This window comes from Cryobacterium sp. AP27 (assembly GCF_056680495.1).
Genome location: NZ_CM155285.1, coordinates 2675869 through 2692359, shown reverse-complemented (window position 1 = coordinate 2692359; position 16491 = coordinate 2675869). Strand labels below are relative to the sequence as shown.

Here is a 16491-nt window from a genome sequence, read left to right as displayed (position 1 = left end):
ATGACCGACGTAACTCAGACCACGTCGCCCGAACACGTCGTGTTCGTGCGCGGTGTCGGCTCGCACAATGGCGGCGCCGAGCTGCTGCTGCGCGCCGCCCAGGAGCGCATGGCCACCGAGCAGGTGCGCATCGCAGCAGATGTGCGCCGGGTCTCCACGGACCTGCGTCACCGCTGGGACATTGGCGGCTACCTGAGCGTTCCCAAGTTCGGCCGCCTCGAAAGCCTCGGCGTCGACTTGCTGCCGTTGCCCCTGGCGCACCGCCTCGACCTCTACTCCGCCCGGCACCTCTCCGGGGTGCTCGACGCCTCCGGATTCGCCATCGGTGACCAGTGGAACCCTGACTCCATTCGGCGCGACGCGGCCACCTTCGCCCGCCTGCGCGCGCGCGGGCAGCCGATCGTGCTGCTCCCTCAAGCGTTCGGGCCCTTCAAAAAGCCCGACGTTGCCGCAGCCTCCCGTGAGCTGTTCTCCCACGTGGACCTGATCTGCGCCCGCGACCGTGAGTCCTTCGCGCACGTGGCCGCCCTGCGCGGAACCGACGCCGGAATGCTGCTCTGCCCGGACATCACCATCGCCCTCGAGGCACACGCGCCGACGGTCACGCCGCCGGCAGACTCGAGCGTCACCGGCCGGGTCGCGATCGTGCCCAACGTCAACCTCGCGAACCGGTCGAGCGAACCGGATGCCGCCGCCCGCTACGCCTCCTCCCTGCTCAGCATTTACCGCGCGCTCGCCGCCGACGGGCTGTCACCCTTCTTCCTCATCCACTCCGCGCACGGCGACCCCGGCGTCATTGCCGCCGTGAAGGCCCAACAATCCGACGTGGAGGTGACCGTGCCCACCGACGGCCTCGAGGCCAAACGCCTGATCGGCTCGTGCAGCGGAATCATTGCGGGCCGCTACCACGCCCTCGTCAGCGCCCTCGCCCAGGGCGTGCCGGCGGTCGCGCACTCCTGGTCACACAAGTACGGCGCACTGCTCGAGGACTTCGGCGTCGCCCGCGGCCTGGTCGACCCGATGGATGCCGAGGCGTCTGTTGCCGAGCTCCAGGCGATTCGCGCGGACACGGAATACGCCCTCGCCCTCGCCACGGCGAAACCGCGGCTCGTTGCCGCGATCGACAGTGTCTGGACCCAGGTCCAGACGCTGCTCGTTCACGGGCGGGTGAGTTCGTGAGCGGCCAGGCCGGTACGACCGGCGACGTGATCGTCATTAGCCAGGTGCCGCCGCCCTTCCACGGCTCGACCGTGATGAGCGTGGTGTTCCTGGAAACCCTCGACGGGCTGGGGCGGCCGTATCGGCTGATCGACCGTCGGTTCAGCAAGGACGTCGGTGAGGTCGGCGCCTTCAAGCCGGGCAAAGTGGCCGCCGCCGGGGGCCTGATCGGCCGCTTGTTCGGGGCGATCGTGCGCCGGCGGCCCCGCCAGGTCGTGTTCTTCATGACCAATCGCACGGCGTCGTTCCTCGTGGATTGCGCCCTCGCCGAGATCCTGCGGCGCTTTCGCATCCCGACCATCGGCTACCTGCACACTCAGGGGTACACCGCCCTGGCCGAGCGCGGCCGGGTGTGGGCATTCCTGGTGCGCCGGTTGCTGACGAGCGCCCAGACGTTGGTGTGCCTCAGCGGCGCCCTCGAAGCGGATGTGCGCGGTCTCGCCCCCGACGCCCGCATCGTTTCGATCGCCAACACACCGCACCGGGTGCCGGCGGCGCTGGGCTCGACCAGCACCGCCGAGACCGACGAACTCACCGTGCTGTTCCTCTCAAACTTCATTCCGGAGAAGGGCCTCGGTGAGTTCCTCGCCCTGGCCGAGCACTTCGGCCGGCAAGGGAGCCCGGTGCGGTTCGTCGCCGCGGGCGCCCCTGTAAGCGACGACCAGCTCGGAGAGTTGCGAGTGGCCGCCGGAGCCAACACCGACGTGCTCGGCCCCGTGGGGCCGGAGCGAAAATGGGAGCTGTTGCAGCAGGCGAGCCTGCTCGTCTTCCCCAGCCGCTACCCCTTCGAAGCGCAACCGCTGGTTCTCGTGGAGTCGATGGCGGCCGGTCTTCCGGTTGTGGCCTTTGATATCGGCGGTATCGGCGACCTCGTCGACGACCGGGCGACCGGGCGTCTGCTCACCGTGGGCGACGATGCCGGAATGCTCGGTGCGGTGCAGGAGCTGATCGGATCGCCCGAAACCCGCGGGCAGATGGCCCGCGCCGCCCGCGAGCAGTTCACCGCGAAATACTCACGCAACGCATACGAGGAGGCCTGGAATCACACTCTCACCCACTAAAGACGACGCATTCGCCGCCATCATCCCGGCATACAACGCCGAACGCACCATCACCGACACCGTCGCGAGCGCACGTGCGGCCGGCGCGACGACGATCCTCGTCGTCGACGACGGCTCCACCGACGCCACCAGCGAGCTCGCGACCGATCTGGGCTGTACGGTGATCATCCAGACGAACGCGGGTGCCGCCGCCGCCCGCCGCACGGGCATCGCCGCGGTGGAGGAGCCCTTTGCGGTGCTGCTCGACTCCGATGACGCCATCGTGGCTGCCGGCGTCGCCGAGTCGCTTCGCCAGCTGGTCGAGGCGCCCGACGCCGTGGCCGCTCAGGGCCGCACGGTCGGCATCGGCCATGGTGGCGCTCGCCGCGACCTGCGCCACTGGCCCGACGGGGTCACCGCGGCCAGCCTGATCGCCCGCGGCCACGCCCCCGGCCCGCCCGCCGCCTTCGTCTGGCGCACCGCGAGCCTGCGCCAGGTCATCGGGAGTGATCCTGCAGGCGTCTGGCCGCGCTTCGGCGAAGACTACGAGCTCATCGTGCGCGGTTCCCTGCTCGGGGAGATCCTGGTGCACGAGGAGGTCGCCTGCGTGTACCAGTGGGTCGGCGGCAAGAGCGGCGCGTCCCCGCGCAGCAGCATCCTCGATGCCGACAGCATCCGTCTGCACTACGCCCGCCACACCGGCACCCCGGCCCAGGCGCGCAGCGCGGCCGAGGTGCGCAGCCTGGTCTGGCTGCGCCGCGCCTCCGAGCACACCTCACACCGCTCGCTGCCGACCCGGCTGGGCTACACCGCCCTGGCCGTGCTCGCCAACCCGGTGCCCCTCGGCGGCCGGGGGCTCAAGCGACTGGCCCGGAAGCTGCCGACCGGCCGCGCCCACCCGGCCATCGATGCGGCGGCCGACGCGGCCGATCGCCGGCGCACGGTCACCGGCAGCGACTTTCGCCGGGCCCTGCGTGCCGACCTGCGTGCCAACCCGCGCGACCCGAAGGCCGCCCTCGTGCTGCTCTCGTTCCGGGTGTCTCAGCTCATGATGGGCGACCTCGACCGCCCTCGTGCGATCTCCCTGCCCTTCGTCGTGGTGCACCGGCTGTTCACCGAGTTCCTACTCGGGATCGAGCTGCGCCCCAAGACGACTGTGGGCCCCGGCCTCACCATCTACCACGGCACCGGCCTGGTCGTCAATGACCATGCGCGCCTCGGCAGCGGGGTCGTGCTGCGCAATGGCGTCACGATCGGCCACCAGGAGGCCGGCGGCGGCTGCCCCGTGATCGGCGACGGCGTGGTCGTGGGCGCGAGCGCGCTCATCCTCGGCGACATCGTCGTGGGCGAAGGCGCTCGGATCGGCGCCGGCGCCGTCGTTGTGAAGCCCGTCGCGGCGTACACCGCGGTCGCCGGTAATCCGGCTCGAAAAATCAAGGACCTGCCCCGCCCCTGACCCAGGTCACGCGGGGCCCACTGACTCAACACGACGCTGTACGCATATATAAGGAGAAGCATGACGAAACGCGCATTTATTACCGGGATCACCGGGCAAGACGGTTCTTACCTCGCGGAGCTGTTGCTCGGTAAGGGCTACGAGGTTCACGGCCTGATTCGGCGGGCGTCGACGTTCAATACGTCTCGCATTGATCACCTTTATGTTGACCCGCACGATACCGGCGCGAAGCTCTTCCTGCACTACGGCGACCTGAGTGATGGGTCGCGTTTGTCGACGCTGCTGGCGGAGATCAAGCCGGACGAGGTGTACAACCTGGCTGCGCAGTCGCACGTGCGGGTGTCGTTCGATGAGCCGGAGCACACCGCCGACACGACGGGTATGGGCACGATTCGCCTGCTGGAGGCGGTGCGCATGTCGGGCATTCATTGCCGGTTCTATCAGGCGTCGAGTTCGGAAATGTTCGGTGCGACGCCGCCGCCGCAGAACGAGGATACCCCGTTCTATCCGCGTTCTCCGTATGGTGCGGCGAAGGTGTACAGCTACTGGATCACGAAGAACTACCGGGAGGCGTACGGCATGTTCGCCGTGAACGGTATTTTGTTCAACCACGAGTCGCCGCGTCGTGGCGAGACGTTTGTGACGCGCAAGATCACTCGCGCTGTTGCGGCGATCAAGGCCGGCACGCAGGACCAGGTGTACCTGGGGAACCTCGATTCGATCCGTGACTGGGGTTACGCGGCCGAGTATGTGGAGGGCATGTGGCGGATGCTGCAGGTTGATGAGCCGGAAGACTTCGTGCTCGCCACCGGCGGCAACTTCACCGTGCGTGACTTCGTGCAGACGGCGTTCGAGCACGCGGGCCTGGACTGGGAAAAGCACGTGAAGTTCGACGAACGGTACCTGCGCCCCACCGAGGTCGACGCCCTCGTCGGCGATGCCTCCAAGGCCGAAGCGAAGCTCGGCTGGAAGGCCACCGTTGACACGGCGGAACTGGCCCGCATCATGGTCGATGCCGACATCACCGCGCTTGAGCACGCCGGCGGGCGTTGGATCGACCGGGTCGAGCTTGCCTCCTGGGGCACCCTCGAAGCCGTGGGGACACGGTAATCGTGGCCGTGGAAGAACACGTGGACAACCGCGACCAGGCGCAGTTCGAGCCCGGACCCCTCGACCGCGCCGGCCGGTTCTACGTCGCCGGTCATCGTGGCCTCGTCGGCTCCGCCATCTGGCGATGCCTGCAGTCGGAGGGGTTCACCGACCTGGTCGGGCGCACCTCGGCCGAGCTCGATCTGAAGGACCGCGCAGCGGTATTCGCCTTCTTCGCCGAGACGAAGCCACGCTATGTGGTGCTCGCCGCGGCAAAGGTCGGCGGCATTCTCGCCAATGACAGCTTCCCGGTGGATTTTCTCAGCGACAACCTGCTCATTCAGACGAATGTGCTCGATGCCGCCCTGAAGCACGGAGTGGAGCGGCTGTTGTTCCTGGGGTCGTCGTGCATCTACCCGCGGCTCGCGGAGCAGCCCATCCGGGAGGACTCGCTGCTCACCGGGCATCTGGAGCCCACCAACGACGCCTACGCCATCGCGAAGATCGCCGGGATACTGCAGGTTCAGGCCGTGCGCCGGCAGTATGGGCTCCCGTGGATCTCGGCGATGCCGACCAATCTTTACGGGCCCGGCGACAATTTCTCCCCGCAGGGCTCGCATGTGCTGCCGGCGTTGATCCGCCGCTACGACGAAGCCGTGGCCAGCGGGGCAGGCAGCGTCACAAACTGGGGCACCGGCACGCCCCGGCGAGAGTTCCTGCACGTGGACGATATGGCATCCGCGTGCCTGCACCTGCTTGAGAACTACGACGGACCCGAACAGGTCAATGTGGGCACCGGGCGCGACGTCACCATCAGGGAGATCGCCGAAGCGGTCGCTCGGGCGGTGGGTTACGCGGGAACCACCGAGTGGGACGTCAGTCGCCCCGACGGCACCCCGCAGAAGCTGCTAGACGTGGGAAAACTCGCCGCCGCCGGCTGGACGGCCGACATCGGCCTCGCCGAGGGCCTGGCATCCACGGTGGCGTGGTACCGCGAGCACGCCGACACCCTCCGAGAGTAGCCCCGTGCACACCAAAACCACCACCAAGGAGCTACTCATGGCCCGAAAAACTCTCGCCGCACTCGTAATCGCAGCCCTCGCCGTTGTCGCCGTGCCATCCGCGGCGCACGCCGTCGACGGTCTGGATGACAACGTGCGAGTCGCCGGCGAACCGACCCCCGGCAGTACGCTGACAGTCTCGATCACAGACGGGTCCTTTGACGCCGACGAAAGGGTCGAGTTCACGACCTCGGGGGAGGGCGAGCCCACCTACTCGGTCGTGAAGGCCGACGAGGTCTCGAGCACCCGCACGGCGAGTAACACTGGCGCGGCCAGTGTTTACCTGACGCTGCCCTTCGACGCGACCGGGTCGTATACGGTGACCGGCACCGGACTGAGTTCGGGGGCCACGGCAACGGCGACCATCGCGGTTCCGGGCACCGATCTGGGCAGCACGATCGTCGCGGGCGGCCCCACGAGCACCCCGCAGGACACGACGGTGCTCGTGGCCTGGGGCGCCGCCGGTCTGCTCGTCTTTGCGGCGGCGTTCGTCGTCGTGACGGGCATTGTGCGCCGCCAGCGCACCACCGCAAATAACCCAAGCAGGGAGAAGAATCTATGAGAATTTCCGTTATCGGCTGTGGCTATTTGGGCGCCGTGCACGCGTCCGCGATGGCGGATCTGGGGCACGACGTGATTGGGATCGACGTGGACGCGCAGAAGATCGCGCATCTTTCGGAGGGGCGTCCGCCGTTCTTCGAACCGGGGTTGCCGGAGGTGCTCACGTCGGCGATGGCGTCGGGTCGGTTGCGCTTCAGTTCCGACATTGCCGATGCCGCCGGCGCGCGGGTGCACTTTGTCGCGGTGGGCACGCCGCAGAAGGCCGGCAGTTATGCTGCCGATCTCACGTATGTGGATTCGGCGATCGACGCGCTTCTCCCGCACCTGAACGCCGGCGACCTCGTCGTGGGCAAGAGCACAGTTCCGGTGGGCACCGCGGCCCGTCTCGCGGGCATCGTGGAGGCCTCCGGCAGCGGGGCGAGTCTCGCTTGGAACCCGGAATTTCTGCGAGAAGGTTTTGCGGTGCAAGACACCATCAGCCCAGACCGCCTCGTGTACGGTGTGCCCGACGGTGAGGCCGGAGCGCACGCGACGGCCCTGTTGAGTGAGGTGTACGCCGCGGCGCTCGAGGCGGAGACCCCGCTGGTCGTCACCGACTACGCGACCGCCGAGCTGGTGAAGGTCGCCGCGAATGCGTTCCTGGCCACGAAGATCAGCTTCATCAACGCTATGGCCGAGATTGCCGAGGTGACCGGTGCTGACGTCACTCAGTTGGCGGATGCCATCGGTTACGACAACCGCATCGGCCGCCGTTTTCTCGGTGCCGGCGTGGGTTTCGGCGGCGGGTGCCTGCCGAAGGACATTCGTGCGTTCACCGCGCGTGCCGAGGAACTTGGCCGCGGTGAGTCGGTCGCCTTCCTGAAGGAGGTTGACGGGATCAACCTCCGTCGTCGTCAGCGCGTCGTGGATCTGACCGTGAGCGCGCTGGGCCCGGCCATCTACAAAGCCAAGGTCGCGGTGCTCGGCCTGAGCTTCAAGCCGCACTCCGACGATGTGCGCGACTCACCGGCCCTCGACGTGGCCGTGCAGCTGCGCGGCCTGGGTGCGGAGGTCGTCGCGACGGACCCGCAGGCCATAGACAATGCCCGCGCGCGGCATCCGCAGCTCACCTATTCGGAATCCCTGGAGGACACCCTGCGGGGCGCCGATGCCGTGGTGCTCGTGACCGAGTGGCCCGAGTTTCGGCACCTCGACCCGGTCTGGGTGGGCTCGCTCGTGCGCACCAAGACCATCGTCGACGGCCGCAATTCCCTCGACCCGGCAGCCTGGCGCGCCGCCGGCTGGACGTACCAGGGACTCGGGCGGCCTTAGAGAATATGACAGTCAGCAATACGGAACACCGCACGAGCAGCCTGCTCACCACACCCGCGCCGCCGGCGCGGGTGCTGGTGGGAACGGCCGCGATGGCGCTCGTGCTCGGGCTCTCGCGCTGGGGCACGAACATCGGCGCCTCGCCGCTGTTCATCACCGATATTCTCATCGCTCTCAGCCTGGTCAACTGGCTGCTCACGGCGAAGGTGAAGGGCAGAAGGCCGCTCTCGGGTTGGGTGCCCCGCTCGGCACCGACCGTGTTGTTCCAGCTGTTCTTCTTCTATATGCTCGCGCGGTTCCTGTTCGCCATTGGCAACGGGCCGATCCTCCTCTGGCTGCGCGACGGAATGCCGTTCCTGTACGCGATTATGGCCTTCATCGCGGCCCGGTCCCTGGCGGCCTCCACTGAGTCCACGCGCGCCTTGACGATGCGGGTGTTCTGGTGGGCGATGGGCGTGCACCTGGTCTGGACGAGCCTCGTGCACGTGACGGGCACCACGGCCGGGTTCCCGGTTGCGGGCGGCGTGTTCTCCGCGCCCGCCTTCCAGCTGCGCCCCGACATCGACTCGGCGCTGATCGCGCTCACCGTAGGCATGTGCCTGCGCCAGCTCATGCTGGGCCGACACAAAGCGTGGGCGGTGTTGGGAATCCTGGTGGGCGTTGCCACCGTGTTCACACTCGGCACCCGGGCAGGCCTGATCAGTGTCATCATCGCGCTCGCGGTCTCCTACGGACTCACCTACTCGGCCCTGCACAAGCTCAGCGGGCGACGCGTGGCCATGGTGCTCATGGTTCCCGCGGTCGTGCTGCTTGTCGCGATCGTCCTGCCGACGACCACGCCCGGTAAGCGACTGCTCGCCACGGTCGGCGAGGTGACGTCTACCTCATCCACGTCCGCGGCGGATGTCGGGGCACAGCAGAACGCTCAGGGAACCCAGCGGGCGCGGCTCATGGTCTGGTCGGCCACCGTGGACTGGACCAATGAGACCACCGCGCGGCAATTGTTCGGCAGCGGATTCGGTAATGATTTTCTCGAGCAGGCCGGGGTGAAATCCTTCCTGGAGGGGACCACCTACACGAACGTGCGCAGCCCGCACAATTATTTCGTGGGCATCTATGCCCGCATGGGCGCGATCGGCCTGAGCCTCGCGGCCCTGTTCATCGCTCAACTCATGTACCTCATCCTGCGCCATCGGCAACGCATTGGCGAGGACCCCCTGTTCTCGCTGTCGGCCCTCACCGTCGTGGCCATTCTCCCCGTGGCCACGCTGGGGGTGGTGCTCGAGGCACCATTCGGGGCCGTGCCGTTCTTCTGGGCGTCCGGCATTCTCATGACGCTCGCGCCCTCCCGCCACGGAGAAGGCACCGACAGGGTCACCAAAACGGACATCGCCCCGGCGCCCGTCGCCAGCGCCCATACCCGGCCAACCGAAGGGATCACGCCCCAGTGACAAATCAGCTGCAACACGACACGACCGCGACGGCCGGCGCCACGAGCAACGCGACACCGCCGGTCCGGTTCGACTGGGTGGACGTCGCCAAGGGCTTTTGCATGGTGCTCGTGGTGCTGCTGCACGTCGCAGGCTGGTACGAAGTGGAGGTGAACGAGGGCGAGCCGACGCTTTGGTGGGGTGTCAGCGAGACCTTTGCGCCGCTGCGCATGCCGCTGTTCTTCTTCATCTCGGGGTTCCTCGCAGGACCGTCCCTCAGCCGCACGCTGGCCGGTACGCGCCGCAAGACTCTAGGACTGCTCTTCGTGTGCACGATTTGGACTCTCCTCTTCGTGTCGCGGCTGTTCATCCCCGCTGCCCGAGGGGGTGCAGACGCACCGAGCGGCTGGGACGTGCTGCTGAGCGTGCTGCTGCCCACATCGTTCTGGTACCTCTGGGCGTTGCCGGTCTTCTTCCTGCTCGCCTGGCTGTGCGCGCGAGCGCTTGGACGGTTCCGCGCCTGGGCGCTCGTGCCGTTCGCGGTGCTCGCCGTCGTCGCCCCGCTGATCGACCCGGCCACGGCGCACCTGCTCGAGGCGCCGCTGGGACGTGCGGAGCTGGGGTCGGTCGCCGCGAATCTGGTGTGGTTCTACGCTGGCGTCTGCGGGGGACCGCTGTGGATGCGCATCATGGCGAGCGCACGCTGGTGGAAGTTCGCGGTCGCAGCCGCTGTCTACGCCGGCCTGTTCACGCTCGCGAGCATGACCGCCACCCTCAGTGACCTCAAGTTCTTCCTCGCACCCGCAGCCCTGTACGCTGCGACCTTGATCGTGGCCCTGCTCGACATGAACCGCCTGGTCATGCGGGCACTGCGGCGTATCGGTCAGCTGACCCTGCCGGTCTACATTTTCCACATCTTCGCCATCTCGGTGCTGAGCGCCGTGGTGAAGCTCAGCGGAATCACCGACACGATTCATTCGGGCCTCTGGTCGGTGATACTGCCGCCCGTTCTTGCCGGCGCTATCCTGATGGCCTCGCGCCTGCTCGGCCAGCTGATCCTGAGGTCCCCGGCTCGCTGGTTGCTCTCGGCTCCCGACCGGCTCGTCGTCGCACGGCCGACGGAGGCGCCTCGTTCCCCCGCCGGCGCGGCTCGTCGCGGATCCCGTGACTGATTCGGGGGGATGCGACCGGCGGGTTTTCCTGCGACTGGTCGGGCTCGGCGCCGCGGCCGCTGGCGTCGGAGCGCTCGCCTGGTATTCGACGCCCACCTTCACCCCCGAGTACTACGCCGGGTGGGGCGAGCCGACCACCGTGCACGTTGAGCGGGCCATCGAGGCGGCCGTCGCGGCGGACGGAAACGTGCGGCTCTCGGCCCGGAGCTATGCGGGCAACTTGACCCTCGCGGACGACGCGGTTGTGTACGGAGCCGGCGCGGGGGCAAGCATCATCGGGGGAGCGCTCACGATCGGCTCCCGAGTACGCCTCAACGGCATCACTGTGCGGCCCGACGGTGCCCATTCCACGTTCCGCGACGGTGCCCGCGGAAGCGTGATCGACGGCGTGGTGTTCCACGGGGGCAGCAGCTGGGGCAACCTGTACATCAATGACCGGTCTGCCCGGGATCATCGGTTCACTGGCTGCACCTTCGCGCACAACAGGCGCGGCGGCAATGGGGTGCGCATCGTCGACAAGGGCACGTCGAGGAAACATGTGGAGAACATCCGCTTCGAGTCGTGTCACTTTCGCGATAATCACCGCATGAATTTCGAGTGCATTCAGCGGGCGGATGCCGGCAACCCCGTGGAGCGGGGTTATCGGCGGATCGACCTCATCGACTGTGTCTTCGAGGCCGGCGGCGGAATCAACGTCTCCTACGACTCGGGGTTGCTGCACGGCTCGGAAGTTGAGCGAAGCTCCGGCTACTCGACCGTGCGCGGCTGCACCATCACGGGCGGCGGCTATGGCCTGGAGCTGGCCGGGGCGGTTCATATGCTCGTGCAGGGCACGACGATCCGGCACTCGACGGGAATGCTCTTGAGCACCTCTCAGGTGGGCCCGAACCCGGCCAATTCCCGGTTCCGAGACAACACCTTCGTCTCATACATTCGGGGAGCAAACGTGGTGTTCTCGGGCACCGGCAATACGATCAGCGACAATACCGTGCACACGCCCGGACAGGTGCGGTTTGCGACCTGCGGGGAGACCCTGGTCAGCGGCAACACCTTCACCTGTGTGGACGACGGCCCGACCGCGATCAGTATCGAGAAGAGTTTCGGCCTTGATTTCGTCGAGAACACGATCGTGGGCGGGGCGCGGCGCAGTGTGCTCCAACTCGACCGGGCGTCGGTGGACAACTCCTTCACCGGCAATCGTTTCAGGCGGCTCGCCGTCGCCTTCGACCTGCGAAACAGCACCGAACTCGTCAGGTCGGCGAACAGTTTCGGCCCGTCCGGCCGCGGACCGCGCTAGCAGACCCGGCCCGCCGCAGCCGGCTCCGGCGGCTGAGTTCGACCGCGCTCTGTGCCCGGGGACGCGGCTTCGGGCACCGAGCTGTCCCGAATCGGCGCAAACTCCGCCGCAGTCGGCACGGGGGCGGGCGGGCGCGGGTGGTGTTTGGTCACGACGGCCACCACGACCAGCAGCACCCAGCCGTACTCGATGAGCAGTCGACTCTCGGCGAGTCCCTGGGCGAGCAGCGCCGTGGTCAGTACCAGCGGCACCATGGAGTACGGGGCCATGGTCACCGGCAGCGCACCAGGGAGAGGGCGGGTGATCGCCAGCCGCCATGAGCGCCCGAGTGTCGAGAGGGTGAGGGCTGTGAAGATCAGCACCCCCACCAGCCCGGTCTGGAACCACACGTCGAGCCAGGCATTGTGCGCCTGTAAGTAAACCACGCCGCCGTGCTCAAAAATGTCTTTGAAGGGTTCCACCCAGGGCGCCCAGTAGCCCACCCATCCCCAGCCGAGCAGCGGCCGCTCCAGCGCGAGATCGACAACGCTCGCCCAGATATTGGTGCGACCGGTGAGGTTTGCGCTCCGGCCGAGGGCGCCGAGGATCTGCGGAGTGTAGGACAGCAGCGCGAACACCACGCCGGCGCCGGATGCCGCGGCCACCAGATAGACCACCCGCCGCCCCCATCGTCCCGAGTACCGGGCCCACAGGGCGAACACGAATACCGTGAGCACCGCGGCGCAGGCCACGATGACGGTGGCGGAGCGCGTGAGCGCGAGGGTCAGCGCCGCCACCAGGAGCCAACTGCCACTCCATAGTCCGGCGCCCCACGCCCCCCGACGGATGCTCGCCACGATCTGAGCGAGGAAGACGATCACCGCCAGCAGGGCGAGGAATCCCAGCAGGTTGTGGCTGGCCACAATGCCCTCAATCGGCCCCCCGTCGAGGAGCAGCCCGCGCGACCAGTAGAACTCGAGGGGCTGCTTGTCGCCGGGGTAGTCGACCCAGAACGGCAGCATCGCGTGCCCGAGAAGCGTGGTGACCGCGAGTTCGAAGGTGAGGGACAGCGCGAGTACCCAGCGCAAGGCGGTCGAGAGGGCGCGCACCAGTTCCGCCCAGCTCAGGGTCAGCGAGAGGAATATTGCCCCGATCGTCGACGTCCACAACATGGCCAGGCCGATCGCGCTGGCTCCCTGATAGTACGACCAGGCGATGGAGGCGGTCGTGATGAGCAGAAACGCCCCAAGCGTCTTCGGGATTCTGCGCCAGGGCCACCGCGGGCGCACAACGGCCAACACGATCAGGCAGAGCAACAACGCCACGAGCACAATCGCGCCGAAGCCCCACCAGGTGAGCAGGTTGCGCCAGAACTGTCCGGCGAGCACGGTGAACAGAACGAAGGTGGCCAGCAGCCGCACCGCGAGTGGGCTGGACGCGACACCGCGATCGGCGCGGCCTCCCCGGTTAACCATGGCTGAGCCCCGCGATCGGCGAGGCGCGGGCGGCACGATGAGCGGGCAAAACGGAGGCGGCGAGCCCGGCCAACACGGCCCCCGCCACGACCAGACCCAGCTGGGGCCACGGCACGTGTGCGCTCAGAGACAGCTTGTTGGCGTCGAGGGCCACCGCCGACACCCCGGCCCACGCGTAGACGATGCCGAGACCGGTGCCGCACGCCGCGGCGACGACCGTGATGAGCACGGCCTCGGTGGCGAGCATGCTGCGCAGCTGCCCGCGGCTGAGGCCGAGGGCGCGCAGCAGCCCGGACTCCCGGCGGCGCTCCAGCACCGACAAGGCCATGGTGTTCCCCACCCCGACCACCGCGATGACCACCGCCATGGCCAGCAGGGCGAGCACGATGATGAGCATGACGTCGAGGATCTGCTCAAAGTAGGTGCGTTCGGCGGCGCCGCCGCCGACCCGCAGGTCGTCGCCGAGAGAGAGGATCTTCGTGCTGATCTGCTGCACCTGCTCACCCGTGAACTCACCGTCGAGACGCAACTGAAGCTGGCGTGCGACCGGCTCGGTCACGACGCTTCGCAGACCCTCGTGCGTGAACGTGGCTCTGTTGCCTGGGGCATCCGTCGTCACGCGCGCACGCAGCGTCGCGGTCGCATTTACACCGATGACGTTGACCCCGGTGACGGTGACGGAATCGCCTGTGCCGATACCTCCGGCCTCTGCCGGGTTCAGCAGGACTTCGCCCGGCGAGGGAACGGTGACGGCCGAACGGGCGACCGCCTGGGCCTCGACCGGGTCGATTCCGGTGGCGTGCAGAACGAGGGCTTCGCCGCTGTCGCTCGTGATGGCGACCTTGCCGGCGGTGACCAGGGTCGCGCGTTTCACGCCGTCGAGTGCCGCGATGGCATCGGTCTGGTCCGGTGTCATGCCCGCCCGTTCGACCGATTGCGCGGTGAGGTCGACGGGCCGTTTCTCGTCCATGCGGTCGGTGACAGAGGTACGCACCGAGGAGACGCCGACGACCATCATGGTCACCAGGGTGACACCGACCAGCAGAGCGGATGCCGTGGCGGCGGTGCGGCGCGGGTTGCGGGTTGCGTTCAATGCCGCCAGCCGCGCCGGTACGGATGCCCAGCCGATGCTCATTCCGGCCGCCCGGACCAGCCAGGGGATGACCAGTCCGGCGCCGAGAAGCGCGCCGAGGAAGCTCACGATCGCGGCGGGCACGGCCACGATGAGCCCGAATGTGGTGGCGCCGAGGTAGAGCCCGGCGCCGCCGCCGAGCAGGAGCACGGCGGCGAGCAAGGAGCGCAGGGCGCCCTGGCGGGCGCCGGCGGGGGCATCCGTTGCCCGCAGGGCCGCAACCGGGCGCACACGGGTGGCTTTCTGGGCGGGGGCCACGGCGGAGAACACGGTCAGCAGAATGCCGACTCCGAACCCGATCGCAAGCAGTGGCGGATCGACCACGAGGGTGCCCAGATGCAGGGCCGAGGAGTCGGTGCGGCTGAGAAGGGCCAGCAGCTGGGCGCCGCCGAGGCCCGCGAACACACCCACGGCGGAGGCGATCGTGCCGACCAGGGCGGCCTCGCCGAGGATGAGCCGGCGCACCTGGGCGGTGCTCGCGCCGATGCAGCGCAGCAGGGCGAGGTCCCTCGTTCGTTGCGAGACGAGCACGTGGAATGTATTGGCAATCACCAGCCCCGCCACGACCAGCACGATGACCGCGAAGGCCATCAGGATACTCGTCACAACGGAGGAGTTGCCGGAGAGCTGGCCTGTTTCGTCGTCGACCGCCTCGGCGCCGGTTTGAGCAACGACGCCGGGTGTGTCGGCGACGCGCTCGGAGACGGAGGCGGCGAGGGTGCTCGCGTCGATGCCGTCGCCCGCGACGAGGATGCCGGTGGGCACCGCGAAGAAGGAGGGGTTCTCGAGAAGCTCGGGCAACAGCAGCAGGCTCGGCATTCCCAGGCTCGCCCCCTCCGCGCTCGAGGAGGTGAGTCCGACGATCGTGACCTCGGTGGGGCTCACGCCGGCGTTGACGGCGTTGATGGAGACGGTATCGCCGAGGGCGACCCCCTTGTTGCGGGCGGAATCCTGGTCGAGGGTGGCTTCGGTCGTGGCCGCGGGCCAGGCTCCCTCGGCGAGGTCTTGCCAGCGCACGTCATTCGCCAAGAGGCTGCTGGCCTGGGCCATGGATCGTTGGCCGTCGAAGCGCAGGTCGAGGTAGGCCTGCCTTTCCAGGTCGGCGTCAGCGACATGAGGGATCTCCCGAATCTGGGGGAGAAGTGCGCCGAGGGACTCCCGGGGGTCGGCACCGGCCACGAGGGCAACGGTGGGAGTCACCCGCACGTCGGCGTTGGCCATGTTCGCCGTGAGGGTTAGCTCGGTCGTGGCTGTGAACGTAGCGGACAGGGTCAGGGTGGCTACAACGAACCCGACAGAGAGAACGACAGCGAGGCCCGTGGCGATCAGGCGGGTGAGAGTGCTCCGAAAGCCGGCGAGCAGGACCCGGATCACCGGGCCGCCGGCGCGGGTGCGTGTGGGAACATGCCGGGCGTGCGCTCGTCGTCACCGTGCAGGGCCGCGAGTACTGAGTCGACGCTCGGGTCGTGCAGTTCGCCAGCGAGGCGACCGTCCCCGAGTAGCACGACGCGGTCGGCGTATGCTGCTGCGATCGGGTCGTGGGTGACCATGATTACGGACTGGCCGAGGTCGGTCACGCTTGAGCGCAGCAAGCCGAGCACTTCAGCTCCTGCCGCAGAATCCAGGTTGCCGGTGGGCTCGTCGGCGAAGATCACGGACGGGCGGCCGAGCAGCGCGCGCGCAACGGCAACGCGCTGTTGTTGTCCGCCGGAGAGCTGGTGGGGACGGTGCGAGAGCCGGGCAGTGAGCCCGAGCGACTGCACGACCTGGTCGAACCAAGCCTGGTCGACGCGGCGTCGCGCCAGGTTCAGGGGCAGCATGATGTTCTGGCTAGCCGTCAGGGTTGGCAGCAGGTTGTAGGACTGGAAGACGAAGCCGATGCGGTCCCGGCGCACCCGGGTGAGGGCTGTGTCGCGCATCCGGGTGATCTTCGTCGAGTCGATCCAGACGTCGCCGCTGGTGGCCGTGTCGAGCCCCGCCATGCACTGCATCAGGGTCGACTTGCCGGAGCCGGACGGGCCCATCACCGCGGCGAATTCGCCGTGGGCAAAGGAGACGGAAACTCCGGCGAGGGCCTTCACCGCCGATTCGCCGCGGCCATAGGTCTTGTAAACGTTCTCGGCTCGCGCCGCGAACGTGCGGGATTCAGTCATGTTCTTGATCTTCGGCCAATCGCATTCGGCTATCACTGATGTCGGCGTGTGGTCAGATCGCCCCTGTCTCAGGCGCTCGCTGTCGGGTACCGCGAGACACGTGCTCACACTTGTTAT

At 68.0% G+C, this 16491-nt stretch carries 13 protein-coding genes; 10 read left to right on the top strand and 3 right to left on the bottom strand.

From position 1 onward, the window contains the following. Genes AC1MB9_RS12690 through AC1MB9_RS12645 form a run of 10 tightly spaced genes read left to right on the top strand, consistent with a single transcriptional unit; the run spans position 1 to position 11635 of the window. Complete coding sequence (locus AC1MB9_RS12690) at positions 1-1179, top strand: polysaccharide pyruvyl transferase family protein (protein ID WP_479962306.1); 1179 nt, start codon at positions 1-3, stop codon at positions 1177-1179. Continuing rightward, the gene (locus AC1MB9_RS12685) at positions 1176-2279 is read left to right on the top strand and encodes a glycosyltransferase family 4 protein (RefSeq protein WP_479962305.1); all 1104 of its coding nucleotides are present in this window, start codon (positions 1176-1178) and stop codon (positions 2277-2279) included. Before AC1MB9_RS12690 ends, AC1MB9_RS12685 begins: the two co-directional genes overlap by 4 nt. Continuing rightward, positions 2260-3714, top strand: coding sequence for a glycosyltransferase (locus AC1MB9_RS12680; RefSeq protein WP_479964643.1), 1455 nt, complete (start codon positions 2260-2262; stop codon positions 3712-3714). The genes AC1MB9_RS12685 and AC1MB9_RS12680 overlap by 20 nt, the downstream gene beginning before the upstream one ends. 60 nt (positions 3715-3774) lie before the next feature. Next, positions 3775-4824: a GDP-mannose 4,6-dehydratase gene (gene gmd, locus AC1MB9_RS12675; protein WP_479962304.1), complete on the top strand. Its 1050-nt coding sequence runs from the start codon at positions 3775-3777 to the stop codon at positions 4822-4824. A gap of 2 nt (positions 4825-4826) precedes the next feature. Further along, a complete protein-coding gene (locus AC1MB9_RS12670; RefSeq protein WP_479962303.1) occupies positions 4827-5825 on the top strand; it encodes a GDP-L-fucose synthase family protein in 999 nt (332 codons plus the stop codon). A gap of 37 nt (positions 5826-5862) precedes the next feature. Beyond that, complete coding sequence (locus tag AC1MB9_RS12665) at positions 5863-6426, top strand: hypothetical protein (RefSeq protein WP_479962302.1); 564 nt, start codon at positions 5863-5865, stop codon at positions 6424-6426. Further along, positions 6423-7736 (top strand): UDP-glucose dehydrogenase family protein, encoded by a 1314-nt coding sequence (locus tag AC1MB9_RS12660; RefSeq protein ID WP_479962301.1) that lies wholly within the window; start codon positions 6423-6425, stop codon positions 7734-7736. Before AC1MB9_RS12665 ends, AC1MB9_RS12660 begins: the two co-directional genes overlap by 4 nt. 5 nt (positions 7737-7741) lie before the next feature. Next, the gene (locus AC1MB9_RS12655; RefSeq protein ID WP_479962300.1) at positions 7742-9187 is read left to right on the top strand and encodes an O-antigen ligase family protein; all 1446 of its coding nucleotides are present in this window, start codon (positions 7742-7744) and stop codon (positions 9185-9187) included. Further along, positions 9184-10338 carry an acyltransferase family protein gene (locus tag AC1MB9_RS12650; RefSeq protein ID WP_479962299.1) on the top strand — a complete coding sequence of 385 codons (1155 nt, stop codon included), beginning with the start codon at positions 9184-9186 and terminating at the stop codon, positions 10336-10338. Before AC1MB9_RS12655 ends, AC1MB9_RS12650 begins: the two co-directional genes overlap by 4 nt. Beyond that, positions 10331-11635 (top strand): right-handed parallel beta-helix repeat-containing protein, encoded by a 1305-nt coding sequence (locus tag AC1MB9_RS12645; RefSeq protein WP_479962298.1) that lies wholly within the window; start codon positions 10331-10333, stop codon positions 11633-11635. Before AC1MB9_RS12650 ends, AC1MB9_RS12645 begins: the two co-directional genes overlap by 8 nt. Here the strand turns inward: AC1MB9_RS12645 and AC1MB9_RS12640 are convergent. Genes AC1MB9_RS12640 through AC1MB9_RS12630 form a run of 3 tightly spaced genes read right to left on the bottom strand, consistent with a single transcriptional unit; the run spans position 11632 to position 16374 of the window. Next, a complete protein-coding gene (locus tag AC1MB9_RS12640) occupies positions 11632-13089 on the bottom strand; it encodes an O-antigen ligase family protein (RefSeq protein WP_479962297.1) in 1458 nt (485 codons plus the stop codon). The two genes, AC1MB9_RS12645 and AC1MB9_RS12640, sit on opposite strands and share 4 nt — an antisense overlap. Further along, positions 13082-15595 (bottom strand): ABC transporter permease, encoded by a 2514-nt coding sequence (locus tag AC1MB9_RS12635; protein WP_479962296.1) that lies wholly within the window; start codon positions 15593-15595, stop codon positions 13082-13084. Before AC1MB9_RS12635 ends, AC1MB9_RS12640 begins: the two co-directional genes overlap by 8 nt. Further along, positions 15592-16374 carry an ABC transporter ATP-binding protein gene (locus AC1MB9_RS12630; RefSeq protein WP_479962295.1) on the bottom strand — a complete coding sequence of 261 codons (783 nt, stop codon included), beginning with the start codon at positions 16372-16374 and terminating at the stop codon, positions 15592-15594. The genes AC1MB9_RS12635 and AC1MB9_RS12630 overlap by 4 nt, the downstream gene beginning before the upstream one ends. Positions 16375-16491 lie beyond the last annotated feature (117 nt).

Bases quoted from the DNA above. Each gene is read 5' to 3' on its own strand.
- AC1MB9_RS12690 (WP_479962306.1), top strand. From the start codon at position 1: ATGACCGACGTAACTCAGACCACGTCGCCCGAACACGTCGTGTTCGTG.
- gmd (WP_479962304.1), top strand. From the start codon at position 3,775: ATGACGAAACGCGCATTTATTACCGGGATCACCGGGCAAGACGGTTCT.
- AC1MB9_RS12665 (WP_479962302.1), top strand. From the start codon at position 5,863: ATGGCCCGAAAAACTCTCGCCGCACTCGTAATCGCAGCCCTCGCCGTT.
- AC1MB9_RS12660 (WP_479962301.1), top strand. From the start codon at position 6,423: ATGAGAATTTCCGTTATCGGCTGTGGCTATTTGGGCGCCGTGCACGCG.
- AC1MB9_RS12655 (WP_479962300.1), top strand. From the start codon at position 7,742: ATGACAGTCAGCAATACGGAACACCGCACGAGCAGCCTGCTCACCACA.
- AC1MB9_RS12640 (WP_479962297.1), bottom strand. From the start codon at position 13,089: ATGGTTAACCGGGGAGGCCGCGCCGATCGCGGTGTCGCGTCCAGCCCA.
- AC1MB9_RS12630 (WP_479962295.1), bottom strand. From the start codon at position 16,374: ATGACTGAATCCCGCACGTTCGCGGCGCGAGCCGAGAACGTTTACAAG.